Origin of the sequence: uncultured Acinetobacter sp., assembly GCF_947626835.1 — a bacterium.
In the GTDB taxonomy this organism is placed as follows: domain Bacteria; phylum Pseudomonadota; class Gammaproteobacteria; order Pseudomonadales; family Moraxellaceae; genus Acinetobacter.
Window position 1 is genome coordinate 1 of the sequence record NZ_CANQTS010000027.1, and the last position, 22,305, is coordinate 22,305.

A 22,305-nucleotide genomic window follows, 5' to 3' on the forward strand; every position below is an offset into this window, starting at 1 on the left:
TTCAGGGGTATATTTTACTTTTTTCATCGGGACATTCTCTCAGAAAGCTTGGTCTCCGACAAACCCGGTACGGTTCAATTTTAAATATTAGTTTTATTTATAGCAATTTAATTCATCCCAACCTTTTTTTAAAAGAAGGATTTAGGAAGATTCAAGATAAAAAAATCCCCTCAATTGAGGGGATTCTTAACTAACTATAAAAGTCTGGGATTAAACAATCGAATCATCCAAATTTGGTGCTAACCAACGTTTGGCTTCATCTAAGGTCCAACCTTTACGTTTTGCATAATCTTCTAACTGGTCGCCCGAGATTTTACCCACGTTAAAGTAATCCGTTTCAGGGTTTGCATAATAAAAACCGCTGACTGATGAAGGTGGCCACATTGCAAAGCTAGAGGTTAAGTAAGTACCCATTTTCTCAGTGGTACCTAACCAGTCAAACAATGGCGCTTTTTCAGAATGTTCAGGACAAGCAGGGTAACCCGGTGCAGGACGAATACCCACATACTTCTCTTTAATCAATTCTTCATTGGTTAATTGCTCATCGGCTTGGTAGCCCCAGAACTCTTTACGAATACGCTCATGTAAATGCTCGGCAAAGGCTTCTGCAAAACGGTCACCCAATGCTTGAACCATAATCGCGTTATAGTCATCGCCTTTGGCCTTGTATTCTTGGGAAAGTTCTTCTGCACCAAAAATCGAAACTGTAAAGCCACCCAAGTAATCTTGTGCTACATCTTTTGGTGCAACAAAATCAGCCAATGAGAAGTTCGCTTTACCTGTGACTTTGTCAGACTGCTGACGAAGATGCTCGAAGGTATGCGTGACATTGCCATTTTCATCAGTCACAGCTACGGTATCTGCGGCCACGCGGTTGGCAGGGTAAATGCTAAATGTTGCACGCGCATCAAAGCGTTTATTGTCAATAATGTCTTTGAGCATCGCTTGCGCTTGTTCAAACAAATCACGCGCAGCTTCTCCCACAACTTGATCTTCAAGAATTTGTGGGTATTTACCCGCCAAACTCCAAGAAATAAAGAACGGGGTCCAGTCAAAATACTTAACCAAAGTTTCTAAAGGATAGTGAGTGAATGTTTCAGAACCAATAAAGTTGGGTTTAACTGGTGCATTTTGAGCAAAGTCAATTTTGAACCCATTTTCAACAGATTCAGCATAAGATAACTTGGCCGCTTTGGGTTGCTTGTTAGCAAGACGTACACGGATTTTTTCATAATCGGCTGCATAGTCTGCTGCCAACTGTGGTTTCATGTCCGCAGAAAGTAATTGAGTCGCAACACCCACTGCACGTGAAGCATCGGCTGTGTAATACACACCATCATTTTGATATTGCGGCGCAATCTTAACCGCAGTATGTGCTTTAGAGGTGGTCGCACCACCAATCATCAGTGGAATATTAAAGCCTTTACGTTGCATTTCTTTGGCAACAAACACCATTTCATCTAAACTTGGGGTAATCAAACCTGACAAACCAATGATATCGACTTTCTCGTCAATCGCAGTTTGTAAGATTTTTTCGCACGGCACCATCACGCCAAGGTCTACAATGTCGTAACCGTTACAGCCCAATACCACGCCAACAATGTTTTTACCAATATCGTGTACGTCGCCTTTGACCGTTGCAAGCAAGACTTTACCTTTGGCTTCGCCTTTGGTTTTTTCAGCTTCAATAAATGGGTTGAGCCAAGCCACCGCCTGTTTCATTACACGTGCAGATTTAACCACTTGTGGTAAGAACATTTTACCGGCACCAAATAAGTCACCGACTACGTTCATACCTGCCATCAGTGGCCCTTCAATCACATCTAAAGGACGGGTTGATTTTAAACGTGCTTCTTCAGTATCTTGGTCAATATACGTGGTAATGCCTTTAACTAGCGCATATTCAAGACGTTTTTCAACAGGTTCATTACGCCATTCAAGGTTTTCTTCAGCTTTTTGTGCGCCTGCTTGACCACGATATTTTTCTGCAACTTCTAATAATTTTTCAGTCGCTTCTTGACCGCTTGGGCCTTGGTTGCGGTTCATGACCACATCTTCAACCGCAGCTTTTAGATCTTTATCAATATCATCATAAATCGCAAGCTGACCTGCGTTGACAATGCCCATGGTTAAGCCTTGCTGAATGCCGTGATACAAAAACACCGCATGGATGGCTTCACGTACAGGTTCATTACCACGGAATGAGAAGGATACGTTTGAGATCCCGCCCGATACCATGGCATTTGGTAGGTTTTGTTTAATCCAACCAGTGGCTTCAATGAAGTCCACACCATAGTTGTTGTGTTCTTCAATACCCGTTGCTACGGCAAACACGTTCGGGTCAAAGATAATATCTTCTGATGGGAAGCCCACTTCATTGACTAACACATCGTAAGAGCGCTTACAGATTTCTTTTTTACGCTGTGCTGTGTCGGCCTGACCACTTTCATCAAAGGCCATCACGATTACAGCTGCACCATATTGACGGCACAAGCGTGCGCGTTCTACAAACTCGTCATAACCTTCTTTTAAGGAAATAGAGTTCACCACCGCTTTACCTTGTACGCATTTTAAACCTGCTTCAATAATCTCCCATTTAGAAGAATCGAGCATGATCGGCACACGTGAAATATCAGGTTCAGAGGCAATCAGATTCAAAAAGTGCACCATTGCACCTTGTGAATCGAGCATGCCTTCATCCATGTTGATATCGATGATTTGCGCACCGGCTTCAACTTGTTGACGTGCAACGTCCAACGCTTCTGTGAAGTTTTCTTCTTTAATTAAACGTAAGAATTTTTTAGAACCGGTCACGTTGGTACGTTCACCAACGTTGACGAACAAAGAATCTTTGGTGATGTTAAATGGCTCTAAACCACTTAAACGACACGCAGGTTCAATTTCAGGAATTTGACGCGGTGTAATACCTTCAACTGCTTGCGCAATGGCACGAATATGATCCGGTGTGGTACCACAGCAACCACCGGTAATATTAATTAAACCGCTTTCGGCAAATTCTTTAATAAATGCTGCGGTTTCTTCAGGGGTTTCATCATAACCACCAAAAGCATTGGGTAAGCCTGCGTTTGGATGTGCAGAAACAAAGGTATCGGCAACATCAGAGATGGTTTTTACATGTGGACGCATGGCATCTGCACCAAGGGCACAGTTAAAACCAATTGAGATGGGTTCTGCATGACGCATTGAGTTCCAGAACGCTTCTGCGGTTTGACCTGTGAGTGTACGACCTGAGGCATCGGTAATCGTACCTGAGATCATAATTGGTAATTCATAACCAATTTCTTTAAACACTTCTTTGACTGCAAAAATCGCAGCTTTGGCATTTAAAGTGTCAAATACGGTTTCGATCAAGATGATATCTACACCACCTTCGATCAGTGCTTTGGTCGATTCCATATAATCGACTTTGAGCGCATCAAAGGTAATGTTACGAAACGCAGGATCATTCACTTTAGGTGAAATAGACGTGGTACGTGATGTTGGCCCAATCACACCTGCCACAAAACGTGGTTTTTCAGGCGTTGAATATTTGGCACAGGCTTCTTTGGCAAGACGCGCTGCTGCAATATTAATTTCAGGAACTAAATCTTCCATATGGTAATCAGACATTGAAACACGCGTACCGTTAAAGGTATTGGTTTCAATAATATCTGCACCGGCTTCAAGGTAAGCTTCATGAATACCTTGAATAATGTGGGGTTGAGTGAGCACCAAAAGGTCATTGTTGCCTTTTAAGTCAGATGCCCAATCGGCGAAGCGTTCACCACGGTAATCAGCTTCTTCGAGTTTGTGGCGTTGAATCATGGTGCCCATTGCACCATCAATAATCAGGATGCGCTTGGCAAGAAGCTCTTTTAAGGTGGCGAGTGTGGACATACAAAACCCCAATCCGGTGGATATAGAAAATCGCAGCTATATTAGCAGAATTCATGAACAATTGAGGAGTATTCACATTAAGCAGTTGAATTGCTATACAGAAAAATCAAATAGATGAATTTTTTTCATGTTATTAGCGTTGTATAAGATGAGATCAAAAATCACTTCAACATGAAAAATTCAGCTCTGAAGCATATCTTTCGCAGCTTGATATCATGTTGGTTAAATACCATTTGTCGATTAAATCGCATATCACGATAAAATCCTGAGCAAGGCTTTAAAAAACTGCCTACTTCTTGTATTGATTTGTCATATAATTGTGACAATTCAACTGAAAAAATATGAGGATAGTTTTATCCTCTATGCCAATTGCATGAATTCTAATCCAAACTCCACACAATCAGCTCAACATGCAGCTGATCAGTCGACCAATGTTCATGTGCCAACACCGAAATTTTTTATGCCGGTGTTTTTGACCCTGATTGTGTCGACGCTTATTTATATTGGTTTTCAACTTTCTCTCGATTTAGCTCATGTGCCTGCACTTGGGTTATATAGCGTGGTGTTGCTCGCCAGTGCTTTGTTTATTGCATTGGGCTTTGAGTTTGTAAATGGTTTTCACGATACGGCCAATGCCGTCGCTACCGTGATTTATACCAATGCTTTGCCAGCACCGGTTGCCGTGATGTGGGCGGGCTTTTGTAATTTCCTTGGTGTGATGGTGGCCAGTGGCGCTGTAGCATACGGGATTATTGCTTTATTGCCGGTTGAACTGATCATGAATGTCGGTTCAGGCGCAGGCTTTGCCATGGTGTTTGCCATGCTGATTGCTGCCATTGTGTGGAACTTAGGCACATGGTTTTTGGGCATTCCAGCATCAAGTTCACATACTTTAATCGGTTCGATTTTAGGGGTGGGCATTATGAACTACATCTTGCATGCAGGCAGTGGTGCATCGGGTGTAGACATGGATCAGGTGATGAAGGTGGGTAAGGCTTTGCTGTTTTCACCACTGATTGGTTTTGCTTTTGCTGCGGTTTTGTTCTTATTGGTGAAAAAAATATTTAAAAACCAAATGGAGCTGTTTCAACCGCCTGTCGGCAATAAGCCACCGCCACCGATCATTCGTGCCATTTTGATTTTTACCTGCACAGGGGTGAGTTTCGCGCACGGCTCTAACGATGGTCAAAAAGGTATGGGGTTAATCATGCTGATTTTGATTGGTTGTGTACCGCTGGCTTATTCTTTAAATAAAAATGTCGATAGCGCGCATATGCAATCTTTTGCTGAGCTATCGGCACAAACGGCTAATGTCATTGATCCACATCATCAAGATATTTCTGATCAAAAAGCACGTGCGATTATTACCCAGTATGTGCAAACCAAAGAATTAACGCCACAGGTGGTGCCAGCTTTGGCCAGTCTCACCGATCATTTAGGTGAAAAAGTTGGGGGCTACCAAAACTTAAAAGATGTACCAGAAGCACAAGTCTCTGAATTCCGTAATGATATGTATTTAAGCAGCACAGCCTTTAAGCGCCTTGATAAAGCCGAGGCCTTACCGAGCATGAGCGCTGCGCAGACAAAAACAGTAGATGCTTACCGTGATCATTTGGATTCATTTTTACAATACATCCCAACATGGGTCAAAGTTGCGGTTGCACTGGCACTGGGTTTAGGCACTATGGTTGGTTGGAAGCGTATTGTGGTCACCGTGGGTGAGCGTATTGGTAAAAACCATATGACCTATGGTCAAGGTATGTCGGCAGAACTTGTTGCAATGTCTACCATTGCAGCAGCAGATGGTTTTGGTATGCCGGTATCCACCACACATGTATTGAACTCGGCTGTTGCCGGAACCATGGTGGCCAATAAATCGGGTTTAAATTTCAATACCGTGAAGACCATTTTATCGGCTTGGATCTTTACTTTACCTGCCACCATCTGTTTGTCAGGGGTGTTGTATTGGTTATTGTTAAAAGTATTTTAAATGAACATAAAAACGCAGCTTAAGCTGCGTTTTTTTATGAGTTTGGTAAAAGACTATTTGATTTTAGGCAATTTTTTAAGCCATGGTTTGGGTAGTTTATTCAGCGCCATACCATACACGGCTGCAAAAGGCAGTGCAGTACGGGCTAAATAAGCTGCGCGCCATAAACCGCCGTGATTGGCGCCCGACATCATTAACTCTAAAGGATGTTGTAAAGGTGTGGTTGGTTGTGCCACCGATTGCGGATTGCGTAAATCATGAATCCATAACGCAGCCATTAAAGCATTGGTGGTTTCGGGTGCAAAAGCCTCAACATCAAATAAACTTGCCCCATCAAAAGCAGCTTTTAGCAGTGGATTTTTGACCACTGATTGTGTGGTGGTTGACGGCGCAATATTAATACTCACCACCTGACCTTGACTGCGTGCAAGGGTGGCGCGCCATTGCTGTAAGCGCTTGGCTAGCGCATAGTTAGGCCCTTGTTCAATCACCAAACAATCACTTATGCCATAAGCTTGACCATTGTTAGGCGGTATCAATTGATGATCATTGGCTTTAAATAAGTATTGGCGCGTCAGTACAGACATGGCTTTACTTAATTTTTGTTGTAACTTTGAGCGCTCATTAAACTTATCTTTAGAGGCACGAATCACCTCAGGCGGTACGGCATATACATCGGTGGGTGTACACATAAACATTAAACTGGTCTTGGCTTTGGCTTGACTGACCGCATGCATAATGCTGTCCATGGCCATGGCCACCCGAACATGTTTTTCCCCATCTAAATAAGCAATCGCGGCTAAATCTAAGTCGTTTGGATTGTCACTCAGCCATTGCACAATTTCAGGAATTTCAGTGAGTAAATTGGCCCCTAAATGATCTGTAACATCCGCGGCATCAGCTGAAATTTCACGATGGCTTGGGGCATACAATGTTGCATTGCCTGCCTGAATGGTTTGGATAATACGCTGCCAGACTTTAGGCTGAGGTAAATCCAATGCCACAATATTGGCTTTCCATTGTGCAAGCCATGTCAGCGGACCTGCCTCTGAACCTGCTCCAAACAACACCATGGTACGGTCGGATAAATCAAACCATTCAGGGTGAGTAACACATAGACGCATGGCATCGGCATGGCTAGGTTCAATAATGCCTTGATCTTGCCACACTTGCAGTTGAGCCAACAAAGCATCGCCTTGTAAATTCTGACCTTGATAGGGTACAGACCATGTTGGGGCTTGTGTGCTTTGACCACGGATTTCAACACTATGCAACACTTGGGCATTGAGCTTAACGGCATCTTTTAAGCTATAGCGTTCGCCGTGACGGTAAAAATCAAGGCTATTGCTGGCCTTTTGTAAGCCTTGTTGGGCAATGGTTATGGCATGTTCAGGTTGCGTAATAGCGGCTTTGACCAAAGCTTTAAAGTAGTGGGGATAGTGCTTGCGCCAATTTTTTTCTGCCAATACAGCCATTGAGGTCTTATTGTCGACCAAAGATAAGGCTTCAGCAATAATCTCTTTGCCCACTTTTGAGCTACTGGGTTTTTGCGATTTGGGGTCAAGCGGAAACTGTAGACCATCTAAGGCATGTGACATAAAAAATCTCGTTATCTTGAATGCAAATTGCTGTGATGTGCCTAAGCAAAGGCAGATATTATAATTTTGATTGTAGTGAAAAAAGCAGGCTGCTGCGACAAGTGCCTGCTGTATTTAGTCAGAAAACTGTAATCATGCAATTACACTGCAAATATGCACAAGGCAGCGCTATAAGTCTGCCTTAAACACAATTAAAAAAATGGAATTTGGCTCAGTTTTGTTAAAAAATGCCCCAAAAGACGCGGCTCAATCACAAGGGTCATGACAATACCATATGCAGCGCCCCATAAATGCGCGCTATGATTGACATGAGAATTGCCTCGTTTAGCAGACCAAATACTATACGCCACATACAATACCGCAAAAATAATGGCAGGCACTGGAATAAAGAACACAAAGATTAGTTTCCAAGGTTCAAATAAAATGTAGGCAAATAACACCGCCGATACAGCACCTGAGGCACCAAGACTGGCCCAACGATGGTCATTTTTATGTTTTAAATAGCTAGGAATGATGGCTGCAATTAAACCGCCTAAATAAAACAACACAAAGCCTAAGTCATACATGTACTGGCGATAAAATTGTTCAATAATCGACCCAAAGAAAAATAAGGTAATCATATTAAACAATAAATGCATCCCATCAGCATGCACAAAGCCATGCGTGATAAAACGATCATACTGACCGCGCTGCATGGCGGGTGGCCAAAAAATCAAACGATTCATGACATTTTGCCGAGACAGCGCCAGCAATGAGATCACCACAGTAATTAAAATTAAGCTGACGGTATGGTTAAACGGTAAATCCAACATAAAAGAACAGCACAACTTAGACGATTTAAGTGACATCTTGCCATTAAAATGGCAAATTGCGCTACTGTTGAGAATAAATCCGACAATTTTAGTTGATTTTTTTTAATTGCACCGCATCTTCAGTTAAAATGACCGCTTCAGCTTGAGGAAAGATTGTTATGTCGACTGAGAACAGCAGCACAGTAAATGCAGAAGAAATCCCTAACCTGTTAATTACACCTTCTGCACAAGAATACCTACGTGATTTATTGGAAAAACAAAACACGCCAGGTATTGGTGTACGCGTTTTTGTTGAGAATCCAGGAACACCGCGTGCTGAATGTTGTATGGCATATAGCGCACCCGACGAAGTGGTTGCCACCGATTACGTGCAACAGTACCCAGATTTTCCAGCTTACGTAGATGCACCATCCATTCCGTATTTATTAGATGCGGTGATTGATTACAACAAAGACCGTTTTGGTGGTCAGTTAACGTTTCGTGCACCCAACTCAAAAGTGCCACGTGTCGGTCCTGATGCGTCAGTAGAAGAGCGTATTACTTATGTTTTACAATCTGAAATTAATCCAGGTTTAGCCGGGCACGGCGGTAACTGTGCATTGGTAGAAGTAGTTGAAGACCCAGAACATGGTTTAACTGCAGTGCTTAAATTTGGTGGTGGTTGCCAAGGATGTTCAGCAATTGATGTGACATTAAAGCAAGGTGTTGAAGTGACACTGCGTCAACATGTTCCTGAATTACAACGCGTTATTGATCAAACAGACCATACCCAATCTGAAGGCGCTTACATGAAGTAATTTCATGCTGTAGTGTTGAGATTTAAAAATAGCTCCATCTTGGAGCTATTTTTTTGGCTACTATTCTAAAAAATAATGATAATAATTATCAAAAGCGATTGAAAAGTGATTCTTATTTGTTACAATGCGCAACAATTTCAACATCATCTCTTCATTAAATTAGGGGTTTATCAGGTATGAACAAACCATTATTAAAGTCAAGCTTGGCTTTTGCTGTGATGTCAGCAATGGGTGTTTCGGTGCAGGCACAAGACAATAACACAGCACAACCTGTACAGCTTGACACCATTGTGGTGACCACCGCTGGGGGATATGAACAAAATATTGCAGATGCAGCAGCCACGATTTCAGTCATTACCGCTGAAGAATTAGAAAAAAAATCTTATAGTGATGTCACCGATGTATTAAAAAATGTACCAGGGGTATTTGTACAAGGTGGAGGGACTAATCAAACCATTTCGATTCGTGGGCTGGGTTCGGCATATACCTTATTTTTAGTGGATGGTAAGCCAATGAATGATGGCAGCTTACTCACCACCAATGGTGGGGTGCAAGGTGCATCGGTGAATTTCTTACCACCGATTGAAGCCATTGAGCGCATTGAGGTGATTCGTGGTCCATCCTCATCACTGTATGGTTCAGATGCCATGGGTGGTGTGATTAATATTATTACCAAAAAACATCAAGACAAAGTCACCGCAAGTGTACGTACTGAATATATCAAGGCAGATCAATCCAATAAGGTCAATAACGATGCCACCAATACCAGTGTGTATGTCACCGCGCCTTTAATTAAAAACTTACTGTCCTTACAAGTCACAGGTGGTTTACAAACCATTGAAGAAAGCAGTTTGCAAAGAAACACCACAGAATCAGGCGAAAGTGAACCTGATTTTAATAAAAAAAATATCAGCACCAAATTGGTTTTTACTCCAGATGCTAACAATACCTTAAGTGCGGAATTTTCCAATACCGAGCAACAGCGCACGCATAATCCCGGCAAGAGTTTGTTAGCGACAGCAACACGTACCTATTCAGAGTTGGAAAAAAACAATTATGTTTTAAGTCACGATGCTAAATATGACGATTGGGTCAGCAGTTCTTATGTGCAGTTTGATCAAGACCAAAATAATGCTATTACAGGGCGTACGGTAGACAAGATTCAAAATCCAGGTGGTATTTTATTTGAAACTTTAACTGCTAATACCCAAGCAACCTATTTCTTTGATCAACATAGCTTAACTGTTGGTGGGCGTTATCTAAAAGAAAATTTAGAAGATGGCACCACCAACCAAAAAGCCGATATGGCTGGTAAAGTCACCAAAATGGATCGTTACCAATGGTCATTATTTGCTGAAGATACTTGGAATGTCACTGACAAACTGGCTCTAACGCTCAGCGGGCGTTTTGATCAAAATGAATTCTTTGGCGACAACTTTAGTCCTAAAGCCTATGCAGTGTATCAAGCCAATGACAATTTCACTTTAAAAGGTGGGGTGATTTCAGGCTATAAAGCCCCAAGTTTACGTAACTCATCACCACAATATATGCTCAACTCAATGGGTGGGGCAATTATGCCAAATCCCGACTTAAAACCTGAAACCAGCTTAACCTATGAAACTGGTTTTGCGTTTGAAAATCGTGATTTAGGTTTATTGGCCAGTTTAATGATCTATCAAACTGACTTTAATGACAAAATTACCCGTTCTAGTCGTGTGGCCAATAGCCGTTTACCCACCGTTGATGAGGGCGGTAAAGCCGAATATAGCCAAGACGAAATTAATGAATTTGTTGCAAACAGCCCGTTCTATCAAGACAACCCGAGTTTTCCATATAGCTCAACAGGCTATACCTTTAACTATAATGTCGATGAAGCGCAGATTCGTGGTTTAGAGTTGACCACAGATTATAATGTTACCGATTATTTAAAGTATCGCCATTCTTATACCTATACCAACAGTGAACAAAAAACTGGCGCCAATAAAGGCAAGCCACTCAATGATTTGCCTAAACATATGTTTAACGCAGGTTTAGATTGGGATATTAATGACCAGTGGTTGTTGTGGACGCAACTGAATTATCGCGGTAAAACTGTAGGCAATAATCAAACACCTGAATACACTTTTATTGATGTAGGTGCAGTCTATAACTACAGCGATGACCTCAAACTTTCAACCGGTATTTATAACCTGCAAAATAAAAATGTCTTAGAAGATGGCAATTCTTGGGTGTTAGATGGCCGACGTATTAGTTTTGCAATGAACTTAAAGTTCTAATAGCAATGGGGCTTTACGCCCCATGACTTTTTCATGTGAGGGATGGCTCAAATCATGTCAATGCACAAAAAAGATGGTTATGTGATTGAAGCCATCTATCCACGTTTTTTTTATCCACACATGACACCTGTATGGTTAAGCACCGTGGTGAACTTCTTAGGTTTTACAGCCCCAAATGCTAAACAAAACTTTAACTATTTAGAACTCGGTTGCGCCAGCGGCAGTAATTTGTTGATCTGTGCTGCCAATTATCCGCAAAGCACTTTTGTGGGCATTGATTTTAATGCAACACATATTGAGTCAGCCAAAGCTGCAGCAGATGCGCTTGGGCTTGGCAATATTGAGTTTATACATGCCGATTTTGCCCAGTTTTTAGCAAGCAATACCCAGCAGTTTGACTATATTGCGCAGCATGGCACTTATAGTTGGGTTGCAGCCACACAACAACAGCAAATTTTAAGCATTGTAAAAGCGGCGTTAAAACCTCAAGGGATTTTTTATTTGCACTATATGTGTTATCCCGGTTCAGGGCAGTTAAGTAGTATTCAAAAATTATGTCATTTGGTTGATCAAGCCGAGCCTCAAACCAGTACGCAAAGTTTAGCCAAAGCCAAAGCGTTATGTATGGAGCTACATCAATCCGGCGCGTTTATGCAACATCCCAATATTGACGCTGCTTTGGCCACTTTACAACACAGTGAAGCCTATTTGGCGCATGAGTTTTTAACCGATCATTGGCAACCTTTATATAGTGTGGATGTACATCAGCAAGTTTATCAACAAGCAGGCTTAGCCTATGTCGGGAGTGCCAATCCTTGCGATAACTTAGACAGCATTAGTATTCCACAGCGGCTGCAAGCGACCATACACAACACCCAAGCACCAGCTTTAAAAGAATATCTCAAAGACTTAGCCCGTGATGCCAAGCAACGCCTAGATCTATTTCAACCGCAACCACAGGCATACTCAAGCCAGCAGCATTTAGAGCAGTTGAGTCAAACTTATTTTAAGCTGTTAGCCCATGCACCAAGCGAGGGCGTACGCTATTTTCACACCCCAATTGGTCAGATTCAAGCCAATCAAACCCTCATGCACAAGCTTTTTGCGGCTTTAGCACAAAGAGCACATTGCTTTGGTGAATTATTGCAATGGCCTGAATTTAAAGCTCAGCCGCTGTTTTTAATTGAAACTTTATTTTTGTTGATGAATGCGCAATATATACATCCGTATTTAGATGACATGGCGCATAGTGTACAGCTTAAAAAGCTCGAACATTTCTTAGCCCAAAACGGCTTGAGCTTAAAAATTGTGCCTGAGTGCGGTACGGCAATCAGCACGCAATTTAAAACCCTGTAAAAACAGGGGTGTTGTTAAAGCTGCAACAAGGCCTTGGTGCTTTCAGCATAGTAAAATTCACGCAATAGCATATGGCTACGCTCACGTAAATAACCTGAACTTATCATGTTTTGTACAATAGGATTGAGTAAAGCACTGAGCTCTTGAGTAACTAAATCTTCTGCAATATTTAAATCACGTAATAGCGCATCAAAAGTATGCGCTTGATTGCGGCTATACCATGTATGTAAACCATCATGCAATTGTTCGGCTAAATACTCACTTTGGCGCATGTGCTCCCAAATGTCGTGTCCTAAGCCTACAGTTTTGGGTAAATCTTGAATCTCAATATAATCGCGTAACACGCTTAAAGGCTTGGTTTTAATTTTATGCCACAGTTCCGCTTGAAAGTGATAAAGCTTGTCATCATCAAAACGTTGATTGAGTACATGTTCACTCATTTGACTCAGCTTTAAAATGTTGCGCTGTAAATACTGCTGAATGGTGTTGTCTAAATCTTGATCAGTCACACTTTCTAACACCGAACGACCCATTTTCATAAATTGCGAAACGCCCGGTACATGCTTAACCATTGAATTATCTAGATAATCTTGAATGGCATGTTGGATTAACTGACTCAGCATGGCAGAAAAAGCTTGGTTATTGACCACAGTTTTAATTAAACGCTCACGATGCCCACGTTTACTGGCCACATATTGCGCCAATTGATCTACAGTGAGCACTGAAATTAAATCTTGAATCTGAGTTTTGTCATTGCTTGGATGAATTAAGAAAAACTGAAGATGCTCTGCAATTTGCTCAATTAAATGGGTAGAAGCGGGTGTATCCAACACTTGTTTTTGTAATAGTTGATACAGATCTTGAAATGACCATAAATCAGCGAGACGTTGTTTTCTAAACCATTGATAAAAATTTAAAAACTCAGCTTCAATATGTGAAGATTGAGTAAAGTGTTGATCTAAAAAAGCCAATTGAGCATCAATGAGTTGCTCAAGCAATGGATGGGTGTACATACCGTCTCTACAACCAATTTAAAGTGGCTTAAGAATGACAGTACAGAGCAGGTCTTTCAATAGCTGATGCTGCCACTTGGCAACAAAGCGGCCAATAAAAGCCAATTTTTTTACGTTAAAAAAACAATAATATTAGCACTAAAAATAGCGTTAAAATTCAAATATTCTTTATATTTGAAACCATTATTTTTAATATTTATGATTTTGTAACAAATTATATAAAAACTAAACAGCTAATCACTTTGGCAAGTGACATTCAAAATTCATGCGTTTACACTTAGCTCAAATTCAACATTGGTGGTAGAAAATGCTTACAGCAGAAGAAGCTCTAGAACGTTTAAAAAAGGGCAATCAGCGTTTTGTTCATGGTGAAACCAACCATCAAAAATTATTGACTCACCAACAACGTGCTCAAATGGCGGAAAGCCAGTCGCCATTTGCGATTATTTTAGGCTGTTCAGATTCACGTGTGCCTGCCGAAATGGTGTTTGACCAAGGCTTAGGTGATTTGTTTGTGATTCGTGTGGCAGGCAATATTGTTGCACCATCGCAAGTGGGTAGTGTGGAATTTGCCGCAGATAGTTTTGGTTGCCCATTGGTGGTGGTACTGGGTCATAGTCATTGTGGTGCGATTCACTCCACCATTGAAGCACTGCAAAATCCAGATCAAACTTCATCGGCCAATGTGATGTCGATTGTTAATCGTGTGCGTCCTTCAGTTGAAATTTTAATGCAAACTGAACTCAAAGATGATTTAGAAAAATTATCGCACCATGCAGTACGTGCCAATGTATTTGGTTCTGTTAATCAATTGCGTCATGGTTCGGCTGTGATTGAAAACCTAATCGCTCAAGCTAAGTTTAAAGTGGTAGGTGCTGAATATTCTTTAGAAACGGGTGAAGTCACGTTCTTTGACTTCTAAGTGTTTAAAGATGCATAAAAAAGCCAGACACAATGTCTGGCTTTTTTTATAGGGCTTTTTGAATATATGGATAGGCATGCTTGAGCAAAATCGGTTGTGCTTTAGCATTAGGATGCACCAAATCATTTTGCATGAGGGTCTTATTGCCTGCTACATTTTCTAAGAAAAATGGCATCAGGGGTATTTTATACTGTGTACTTACCAACTTGTAATTGTTTTCAAAGGCTTTGCTATAGGCTTGACCATAATTGGGTGGAATTTTCATGCCCAACAGGATCACTTTGGCTTTAGATTGCTGACTTTTTTGCACCAATTGCTTGAGGTTGCTTTGAATGTTTTGTGGCGGCTGACCGCGTAAGCCATCATTACCACCCAATTCAATCACCACCACATCGGGTTTATGTGTGTTCAGCAGTTTAGGTAAACGCGCCAAAGCACCACTGGTGGTTTCACCACTGACACTGGCATTGACCACTTTATGTTGTTTCGGATACTGTTGATTAAGGCGTTGTTGTAACAAATGCACCCAACCTTGTTCGGGGCGCATGCCGTAAGCGGCACTGATACTATCACCCACCACCATAATGGTTTTGGCTTCGGCTACGCTGATACTGCATAAGCCTGCTGCCAAGAGCATGATATTTAGCTTGTTTTGCATAATAGGGACTATATGACTTCGTTACACCTTGATGCCACTATCATGCCACAGGCATTAATTTCTGCACAGAATTTGACACAAAGCATACAACTGGCGCAAAAAACCTTGCCTATTTTTAGCGATTTAAATCTCAATATTTATGCAGGTGAGCAAGTAGCGATTACTGGGCGTTCAGGCGCAGGTAAATCCACCTTATTGGGAATATTGGCCACCCTTGATCAAGCCACAAGTGGTGAGTTGTATATTTGTGGTGAAGCGATCCATGATTTAAATGAAGAACAACGCGCACGGGTGCGTTTGGATCATATTGGTTTTGTTTTTCAATCCTTTCAATTGCTTGGGCATTTAAGCGCACTTGAAAACGTGTTGTTACCTTTACGTCTACAGCCCAACTTTAATTATCCAAACGCCCAAAAGCGTGCTTTGCACCTACTTGAAAAAGTCGGTTTGGCCCGTCAAGCCGAGCAAACGCCTAAAGTGCTCTCAGGCGGCGAGCAGCAACGTGTTGCGATTGCCCGTGCTTTGGTGACTGAACCTAAAATTATTTTTGCCGATGAGCCGACAGGTAATTTAGATGGTCAAACTGCGCATGAGATTGAACAATTATTGTTTGATTTAAACCGTGAATTGGGTACAACCTTGGTTTTGGTGACGCACGATACACAATTGGCAGCACAGTGTCAGCGCCATTTGGCCTTGGTCGATGGTCAGTTGCTTGAACAAGGAGGGCAATGATGCAGTTATTTCGTCCTTTGTGGCAGCAAAGTTTAAAAAGTAGCGGCATTTATTTATTGTTTATTGCCTTATTACTGGCCATTAGTGCCACCACGGCGTTGAAATTTAGTAATCAGCAAATTCAAAATGCAGTGAGTTTACAAGCGGCAGAATTGTTGGGTGCCGATTTAGTTTTAAGTGATCAAAGCCCCTTAGATGCCACTTGGCAGCAACAAGCCAAAACTTTACAGCTTAAACAGTCCCAAGTGACCAGTTTTAGCTCTATGGCACATACCGATGCCGAATTTGTGATGGTCAATGTCAAAGCCATTGATCAACATTTTCCGCTACGTGGTCGTTTAATCACCCAGCCGCAACAAGTGTTGCAAGGTGGGCAGATTTGGCTCAGTCCACGTGCGCAAGATTTACTCAAAGTCAAATTGGGCGATTGGGTCAATATTGCAGATGTCAAATTAAAATTTACTGCAGTCATTGAACAAGATTCTAATCAAGAACTTGGCTTTAATGGTTTTTCACCCAGCGTCATCATTCATCAACAAGACATTGCCGCCACCAATGCCATTCAGGTCGGTAGTCGGATTGACTATCGCTTACTGTTAGCCGGTCCTTCTGAAAATATTCAAGCGTTTCAAAAAAATGCTGCCGCGCAACTCACATTGGCAGCACAAGATCAAAGCAGCAGTTTACGACTACGCGACGCCAATAGCGGTAATAGCCGCTTGATGCGTCCGATTGAAAATTTAGATACCTTTTTACAGCTTGCCAATATCTTAACCATTTTATTGTGTGGTATTGCCATTGCTTTAACCAGTCAGCGTTATGTGCAGCAGCAACAAGATCATATTGCCTTAATGCGTTGTATTGGTGCATCTAAACAGCAAATTTTAAAGGTATATCTCAGTTTATTGGCAATTATTTTTGCCGCAGCAGTGCTGGTGGGGGCGGGTTTAGGTGTGCTCATGGGTATGGGCTTACTGGAGCTGATGTTGAGCTTAATGCCGCATTTAAGCATTGAATTTTCTGCGCTTGGACTGCTGTTGGGTCCATTACCCGTTGCCATGCTGACCAGTTTGGTGGTGCTGATTGGTTTTGTCATGCCAAGTGTATGGCAGTTGTTAAACACGCCACCAATTCGAGTGTTACGCGCTGAAGAAAAAAGCTTGAGCCAGATGCGTGCTACTTTAGTGTGTGGCAGTTTGAGTCTTATTCTATTTAGCGTGTTACTGACTCAAAATTTAAGTTTAAGTCTACTGGTGATTGTTGCACTGTTACTGCTGTGCGGGCTGTTATATGCAGTGATTTACGCCATCTTAACGCTATTACAACAAGCTAAAGCTGCACTGAGTGCTTATATTCGTCAAGTGCCACACATGTCGTTACAGATTACTGCTTTGGCATTGGGTTTGAGTTTAATGAGCGTGTTAATGGTGCTCAAAACTGATCTTACCGAGCGTTGGCAGCAACAATTACCACCAGACACCCCCAACCAATTTGTCTACGGTTTACCACCATCTGACCTAAATGATCTGCAAGGTGTCCTTCAACAAAATCAATGGTCTGGCACCGAGCTTTATCCTAATATCCGCGGGCGTTTAATTGCTAAAAATGGTCAAGCCTTTAGCGAGGCAGATCGAAGCAAGAGTAATACATTGCGCCGTGAACTGAATTTGACTCAAGCGGCAACCTTCCCACAAGATAATCAAATTGTTGCCGGACAAGCGCGCTTTAGTGCTGCCAATCAAGTCTCGGTTGAGGTGAAGACAGCACAAGAACTTGGTATTCAAATTGGTGATCGCTTAACTTTTAGTTTACCCGAAGGTGATTTAAGCGCTGAGGTGATTAATCTACGTAGCGTAGAATGGGAAAGTTTTAGCCCCAACTTCTTCTTTATTTTTACTCCAAATAGCATGGATGCCAATGCCGGTAGCTATTTGGGCAGTTTTTATGTGCCACCACAAGATCAAGGTAAATTGATTGAGGTAATTCAGCGCTTTAGCAATACTGTGTTTATTGATGTGGGTTTAATGCTCAATGAAGTCAAACGCTTACTTGATGTATTACTGAATATTATTACTGTGTTGGCATTTTTAGTGGCGCTAGCAGGTGTATTGGTGTTGTTGGCATGCATTAATTTAATGTTCGATGCGCGTAAACAAGAAGTGGCTTTATTGCGTGCTTTTGGTAGTTCAAAAGCACGTTTAAAAACCATGCTCAGCTTAGAAATTGGTTTTATTGGCTTATTAGCCGGCATTAGTGCCTGTATCTTTGCAGAGGTATTAAGTTGGATTGTGGCTTATAAAATGGAGATGCCATGGCATTGGCATGTGCAAATTTGGCTGATTTTGCCGCCCATGATGGCAATCGTTTGTGCACTCATTGGACGTTATCGCTTAAGTTATTTATGTGATCTTGCGCCATTAAGCGCATTACGTGACCTTAAACATTAACTTGCTTATGCATAACGCGCATAAGTTCTTGCCAAAGGGGTGCTACAACTTGCAACAGCTCAAGACAATACAGATACATGCCTAGGCATAGTCCAGTACCCATGAATAAGCCTAGCCACAACAGGCTAGGTTTACGGTATTTTAAAGCAATATAGCCCATCAATCCTAAAAATAAGCCCATTAACATGCCGCCAATATGTGCGGCATTGTTAATACCTGTGGTCATAAAACCAATAAATAGGTTAATGCCCATGACCATTAATAAAGTTTTTTTATCTAAAATAAAGCGCTGCTGTTTTAAAACAGGCAACAATGAAATCATGGTGAGTGCTGCCCCTAAGCCCATGACTGCACCTGACGCACCCGCACCAACCTTAGGCAGTTGTTCAGGATTTAAAGCAGCGTTTTGCAGCATACTCAGTGAGTTTTGCAGATCTAAAAAACCACTCAATAAACTGCCCATTAAACCTGCAAGTAGATAGAGCCCTAAAAAATATACCCGCCCGAGCATTTGCTCGCTAATATGCCCAAATAAATACAAAGCCCACATATTGAGCATTAAGTGAATCATGCCAAAATGAAAAAACATACTGCTCAATAAACGAAATGGTTCCGCTAAAAAAGTTAACGGTGCATAATCAGCACCCCAAGCCAAAGCATCTTGGATACTTGGACGACCAGCATCGACACCGCTGCTAATTTGCCATAAAAAGAGCCCAACATTGATGGCGATTAACAGCGCGCTTAGCCACCATTGACTGACTGTATTTTGGCTTGCAATGATCGGTGGGGAAGATTTGTTCATCTGACGATTGTGGGTTATTTTAATAGGCTTGAGCTTATCACGAAAATTAATGATTACAGGGGAATTACTAGCTGCATGAAAGCCTTGATCGTTCGGACACTGCTGCTGCTGGTGGTGAGTGTGGTGCTGCTGATTCAACTGTGGATTTTTGCAAGCCTGACATGGTGGCGCACCCATCCGGTTGAAACCACCATGTTTATGCGCTTAGATTATTGGGCCGATACCCATTCGCCGATTCAACATGAATGGCGTGATTATGATCAAATCAGTGATTATATGAAGCAAGCGATTATTGCAGCAGAAGATGGCAAATTTATGCAGCATCAAGGTTTTGACTTTGAAGGCATGCAAAATGCTTTATCGCGCAATAAAGATCAAGGCAAAGTGGTGGCAGGGGGCTCAACCATTTCCCAGCAACTGGCAAAAAACCTATTTTTATACAATAAGCGTTCTTTTGTGCGTAAAGGTCAAGAAGCAGTGGCAACGTTTATGATGGAACGCATGTGGAGCAAGCAACGCATTTTAGAAGTGTATTTAAACTCGGTGGAATTTGGCGACAATATTTATGGTATTGAAGCGGCTACCCAGCATTATTTTGGCAAAAGCTCGCGTAGCTTAACCCGTGAACAAGCGGTGTTTTTGGCATCAATTTTACCTAATCCTAAATATTATCAGCAGCATCGTAATGATTCAGGTTTAAATGCACGTAAACGTATGATTCGTAAATATATGCGCTATAGCCAAATTCCTTAAGATTTAACTGTTGTAAAAAAGCGCACATTTGGGCGCTTTTTTTTATCAAAACGTCATAAATTTCAAGCATACTAGGGTCAAAGATCACTTTAAAAATATAGGCCGAGTTGACGTATGACGACTTCAGTAGATACCTTGCCCACTCCTGCGGATTATAGCTATAACGACCGCTATATTAACCGTGAACTTTCCATTTTAGATTTCCATCTGCGCGTACTTGAACAAGCAGTAGATCCCTTGCATCCGTTGCTTGAGCGCATGAATTTCTTATTGATTTTTTCACGTAACCTAGATGAATTCTTTGAAATTCGTGTTGCAGGTTTAATGGAGCAACTGGATTTAGGCAATGAAAGCTTAAGTCCTGATGGTTTAACCCCAAAACAAGTCTTAGATCAGATTTCTAAAACCGCACATGAAGCCATCGAACGTCAATATCGTATTTTAAACCAAGAAATTTTACCTAAATTACGTGATGAAGATATTTGCTTTTTACGCCGTGGTGAACTCACCCCTGCGCAATCAGCATGGGTGAAAAAATACTTCCAAGAACAAGTAGCACCAGTTTTAACGCCAATTAGTTTAGACCCTGCGCATCCATTTCCACGTTTGGTCAATAAATCACTTAACTTTATTGTGACCTTAGAAGGTAAAGACGCCTTTGGTCGTCAAATTGATTTGGCTGTTGTGCCTGCACCGCGTTCATTGCCGCGTGTGGTACGTCTACCGGATGAACTAACCGGTGGTAAAGAACACCATGTGATGTTATCTGCCATTATTCATGAACATGTGTCTGATTTATTCCCCGGCATGACTGCAACGGGTTGTTATCAATTCCGTGTTACGCGTAACGCCGATTTAGCTTTAAATGAAGACGTAGAAGATTTAGCCAAAGCCTTAAAAGGCGAGTTAAGTTCACGTCGTTTTGGTCGTGCAGTACGTTTAGAAGTTACAGAAAATTGTCCAAAAAATATTTATGAATATTTGCTCAATGAGTTTGATTTAGAACATGAGCAACTTTATAAAGTGGATGGGCCTGTTAATTTAGCGCGGTTACTGTCTAATTTTAAACGTCCACATTTACGTTATGACACGCATGTACCGGTGATTCCAAAAGTACTCAAAAAATCTGAAAACACCTTTAGCGCGATGCAAAAACAAGACATTTTGTTGCACCATCCGTTTGAATCTTTCTCGCCGGTGATTTCGCTATTACGTGAAGCTGCACGCGATCCGCAAGTCTTAGCCATTAAACAAACTTTGTATCGTAGTGGGCCGGATTCTGAAATTGTTCAAGTTTTAGCAGAAGCCGCACGTAATGGTAAAGAAGTCACTGCGGTGATTGAGCTACGTGCCCGTTTTGATGAAGAATCCAATATTGCCGTGGCCAATGTATTACAAGAAGCGGGTGCTGTGGTGGTATATGGCATTGTAGGCTATAAAACCCATGCCAAAATGATTTTAATTGTTCGCCGTGAAAACAATAAATTGGTGCGTTATGTGCATTTAGGTACCGGTAACTATCATGCGGGTAATGCACGCATTTATACCGATTATGGCCTAATGACCACCGATAAAGACTTATGTGAAGATGTGCATCGCATTTTCCAAGAGTTAACTGGTATGGGTAAAATGGCAAAACTGAAAAAGTTATTGCATGCACCATTTACCTTACATGCACAGTTGGTACATTTTATTGACGATGAAATTGCCAATGCCAAAGCGGGCAAGCCGGCACAAATTATCGTCAAAGTGAATGCTTTAACCGAAGTTGAATTAATCAATAAACTTTATGAAGCATCACAAGCCGGTGTGCAAATTGATTTGATTATTCGTTCAATTTGCTGTTTACGCCCAGGGTTAAAAGGCTTATCAGAAAATATTCGTGTACGTTCCATTGTTGGACGTTTTTTAGAACATACGCGTGTGTATTACTTTAGCAACAATGGCGATGCGCGTTTGTATTGCTCAAGTGCCGATTGGATGGATCGTAACTTATTTAACCGTGTCGAGGCTTGCTTCCCAGTTGAAGATCCTGTGCTAAAAAAACGTATTTACCAACAAGGTTTAGTCAATTATTTACAAGACAATCAACATGCGTGGGATTTACAAAGCGATGGCACATGGGTGCGCTTGATCAAGCCGGCGACTGAAAAAGCCCATAATGCACAGCGCATTTTGATTGAACAAATTCAATCTTAAGATGTAATAAAATCATCAGGCTTGGGCGACAGCAAGCCTGATCAAAG

The 22,305-nt window shown here is 41.7% G+C and carries 16 protein-coding genes; 10 read left to right on the forward strand and 6 right to left on the reverse strand.

Annotated elements, in window-relative coordinates:
- Positions 1 to 194 (forward strand): hypothetical protein (locus Q0Z55_RS09995; RefSeq protein ID WP_297427873.1); only part of this gene is annotated, 194 nt, incomplete at its 5' end.
- 16 nt (positions 195 to 210) lie between these two features.
- On the opposite strand, the gene metH is transcribed toward Q0Z55_RS09995, so the two are convergent.
- Complete coding sequence (gene metH / locus Q0Z55_RS10000; protein WP_297427876.1) at positions 211 to 3,897, reverse strand: methionine synthase; 3,687 nt, start codon at positions 3,895 to 3,897, stop codon at positions 211 to 213.
- A 373-nt stretch (positions 3,898 to 4,270) separates the two neighbouring features.
- Between metH and Q0Z55_RS10005 the strand changes: the two genes are divergently transcribed.
- Positions 4,271 to 5,887 (forward strand): inorganic phosphate transporter, encoded by a 1,617-nt coding sequence (locus Q0Z55_RS10005; protein WP_297427879.1) that lies wholly within the window; start codon positions 4,271 to 4,273, stop codon positions 5,885 to 5,887.
- A gap of 53 nt (positions 5,888 to 5,940) precedes the next feature.
- Here Q0Z55_RS10005 and Q0Z55_RS10010 read toward each other — a convergent pair whose 3' ends face one another.
- Together Q0Z55_RS10010 and Q0Z55_RS10015 are read right to left on the reverse strand one after the other, a co-directional pair.
- Positions 5,941 to 7,485, reverse strand: a complete 1,545-nt coding sequence (locus Q0Z55_RS10010; protein WP_297427882.1) for a hypothetical protein — start codon at positions 7,483 to 7,485, stop codon at positions 5,941 to 5,943.
- Between the two features lie 191 nt (positions 7,486 to 7,676).
- Positions 7,677 to 8,297: a rhomboid family intramembrane serine protease gene (locus Q0Z55_RS10015; RefSeq protein ID WP_297427937.1), complete on the reverse strand. Its 621-nt coding sequence runs from the start codon at positions 8,295 to 8,297 to the stop codon at positions 7,677 to 7,679.
- A gap of 158 nt (positions 8,298 to 8,455) precedes the next feature.
- On the opposite strand from Q0Z55_RS10015, the gene nfuA reads away from it, so the two are divergent.
- The 3 genes from nfuA (at position 8,456) to Q0Z55_RS10030 (ending at position 12,726) form a co-directional block, all read left to right on the forward strand.
- Positions 8,456 to 9,094: a Fe-S biogenesis protein NfuA gene (nfuA, locus tag Q0Z55_RS10020; protein WP_297427885.1), complete on the forward strand. Its 639-nt coding sequence runs from the start codon at positions 8,456 to 8,458 to the stop codon at positions 9,092 to 9,094.
- 176 nt (positions 9,095 to 9,270) lie between these two features.
- Positions 9,271 to 11,370 (forward strand): TonB-dependent receptor, encoded by a 2,100-nt coding sequence (locus tag Q0Z55_RS10025; RefSeq protein ID WP_297427888.1) that lies wholly within the window; start codon positions 9,271 to 9,273, stop codon positions 11,368 to 11,370.
- A 54-nt stretch (positions 11,371 to 11,424) separates the two neighbouring features.
- Entirely contained in the window at positions 11,425 to 12,726 is a 1,302-nt protein-coding gene (locus tag Q0Z55_RS10030) for a class I SAM-dependent methyltransferase (protein ID WP_297427891.1), read from the forward strand.
- A gap of 14 nt (positions 12,727 to 12,740) precedes the next feature.
- Here the strand turns inward: Q0Z55_RS10030 and Q0Z55_RS10035 are convergent, their stop codons facing one another.
- Complete coding sequence (locus tag Q0Z55_RS10035; protein ID WP_297427893.1) at positions 12,741 to 13,739, reverse strand: hypothetical protein; 999 nt, start codon at positions 13,737 to 13,739, stop codon at positions 12,741 to 12,743.
- Positions 13,740 to 14,046: 307 nt separating this feature from the next.
- On the opposite strand from Q0Z55_RS10035, the gene Q0Z55_RS10040 reads away from it, so the two are divergent.
- Positions 14,047 to 14,661, forward strand: coding sequence for a carbonic anhydrase (locus Q0Z55_RS10040; RefSeq protein WP_297427896.1), 615 nt, complete (start codon positions 14,047 to 14,049; stop codon positions 14,659 to 14,661).
- 46 nt (positions 14,662 to 14,707) lie between these two features.
- Here Q0Z55_RS10040 and Q0Z55_RS10045 read toward each other — a convergent pair whose 3' ends face one another.
- Positions 14,708 to 15,298 carry an arylesterase gene (locus Q0Z55_RS10045; protein WP_297427940.1) on the reverse strand — a complete coding sequence of 197 codons (591 nt, stop codon included), beginning with the start codon at positions 15,296 to 15,298 and terminating at the stop codon, positions 14,708 to 14,710.
- A 33-nt stretch (positions 15,299 to 15,331) separates the two neighbouring features.
- Between Q0Z55_RS10045 and Q0Z55_RS10050 the strand changes: the two genes are divergently transcribed.
- Positions 15,332 to 16,054, forward strand: a complete 723-nt coding sequence (locus Q0Z55_RS10050) for an ABC transporter ATP-binding protein (RefSeq protein WP_297427900.1) — start codon at positions 15,332 to 15,334, stop codon at positions 16,052 to 16,054.
- On the forward strand, positions 16,051 to 18,501 hold the full coding sequence (locus tag Q0Z55_RS10055; protein WP_297427903.1) for an FtsX-like permease family protein: 2,451 nt from the start codon (positions 16,051 to 16,053) through the stop codon (positions 18,499 to 18,501). Before Q0Z55_RS10050 ends, Q0Z55_RS10055 begins: the two co-directional genes overlap by 4 nt.
- On the opposite strand, the gene Q0Z55_RS10060 is transcribed toward Q0Z55_RS10055, so the two are convergent.
- Positions 18,491 to 19,306 (reverse strand): rhomboid family intramembrane serine protease, encoded by an 816-nt coding sequence (locus Q0Z55_RS10060; protein ID WP_297427907.1) that lies wholly within the window; start codon positions 19,304 to 19,306, stop codon positions 18,491 to 18,493. The genes Q0Z55_RS10055 and Q0Z55_RS10060 overlap by 11 nt on opposite strands.
- A 75-nt stretch (positions 19,307 to 19,381) precedes the next feature.
- Here Q0Z55_RS10060 and mtgA point away from each other — a divergent pair, with 75 nt between their 5' ends.
- Together mtgA and ppk1 are read left to right on the forward strand one after the other, a co-directional pair.
- Positions 19,382 to 20,059, forward strand: coding sequence for a monofunctional biosynthetic peptidoglycan transglycosylase (mtgA, locus tag Q0Z55_RS10065; RefSeq protein WP_297427910.1), 678 nt, complete (start codon positions 19,382 to 19,384; stop codon positions 20,057 to 20,059).
- Positions 20,060 to 20,173: 114 nt separating this feature from the next.
- Positions 20,174 to 22,258 carry a polyphosphate kinase 1 gene (gene ppk1, locus Q0Z55_RS10070; RefSeq protein WP_297427913.1) on the forward strand — a complete coding sequence of 695 codons (2,085 nt, stop codon included), beginning with the start codon at positions 20,174 to 20,176 and terminating at the stop codon, positions 22,256 to 22,258.
- The last annotated feature ends 47 nt before the right edge of the window (positions 22,259 to 22,305 follow it).

What these genes read in the sequence shown, in the direction of transcription:
- Q0Z55_RS10010 (WP_297427882.1), bottom strand. Translation starts at nt 7,485, where the DNA reads ATGTCACATGCCTTAGATGGTCTACAGTTTCCGCTTGACCCCAAATCG.
- Q0Z55_RS10045 (WP_297427940.1), bottom strand. Translation starts at nt 15,298, where the DNA reads ATGCTCTTGGCAGCAGGCTTATGCAGTATCAGCGTAGCCGAAGCCAAA.
- Q0Z55_RS10015 (WP_297427937.1), bottom strand. Translation starts at nt 8,297, where the DNA reads ATGTTGGATTTACCGTTTAACCATACCGTCAGCTTAATTTTAATTACT.
- Q0Z55_RS10050 (WP_297427900.1), top strand. Translation starts at nt 15,332, where the DNA reads ATGACTTCGTTACACCTTGATGCCACTATCATGCCACAGGCATTAATT.
- Q0Z55_RS10030 (WP_297427891.1), top strand. Translation starts at nt 11,425, where the DNA reads ATGTCAATGCACAAAAAAGATGGTTATGTGATTGAAGCCATCTATCCA.
- metH (WP_297427876.1), bottom strand. Translation starts at nt 3,897, where the DNA reads ATGTCCACACTCGCCACCTTAAAAGAGCTTCTTGCCAAGCGCATCCTG.
- Q0Z55_RS10055 (WP_297427903.1), top strand. Translation starts at nt 16,051, where the DNA reads ATGATGCAGTTATTTCGTCCTTTGTGGCAGCAAAGTTTAAAAAGTAGC.
- Q0Z55_RS10040 (WP_297427896.1), top strand. Translation starts at nt 14,047, where the DNA reads ATGCTTACAGCAGAAGAAGCTCTAGAACGTTTAAAAAAGGGCAATCAG.
- mtgA (WP_297427910.1), top strand. Translation starts at nt 19,382, where the DNA reads ATGAAAGCCTTGATCGTTCGGACACTGCTGCTGCTGGTGGTGAGTGTG.
- Q0Z55_RS10060 (WP_297427907.1), bottom strand. Translation starts at nt 19,306, where the DNA reads ATGAACAAATCTTCCCCACCGATCATTGCAAGCCAAAATACAGTCAGT.
- ppk1 (WP_297427913.1), top strand. Translation starts at nt 20,174, where the DNA reads ATGACGACTTCAGTAGATACCTTGCCCACTCCTGCGGATTATAGCTAT.
- Q0Z55_RS10035 (WP_297427893.1), bottom strand. Translation starts at nt 13,739, where the DNA reads ATGTACACCCATCCATTGCTTGAGCAACTCATTGATGCTCAATTGGCT.
- Q0Z55_RS10005 (WP_297427879.1), top strand. Translation starts at nt 4,271, where the DNA reads ATGAATTCTAATCCAAACTCCACACAATCAGCTCAACATGCAGCTGAT.
- nfuA (WP_297427885.1), top strand. Translation starts at nt 8,456, where the DNA reads ATGTCGACTGAGAACAGCAGCACAGTAAATGCAGAAGAAATCCCTAAC.
- Q0Z55_RS10025 (WP_297427888.1), top strand. Translation starts at nt 9,271, where the DNA reads ATGAACAAACCATTATTAAAGTCAAGCTTGGCTTTTGCTGTGATGTCA.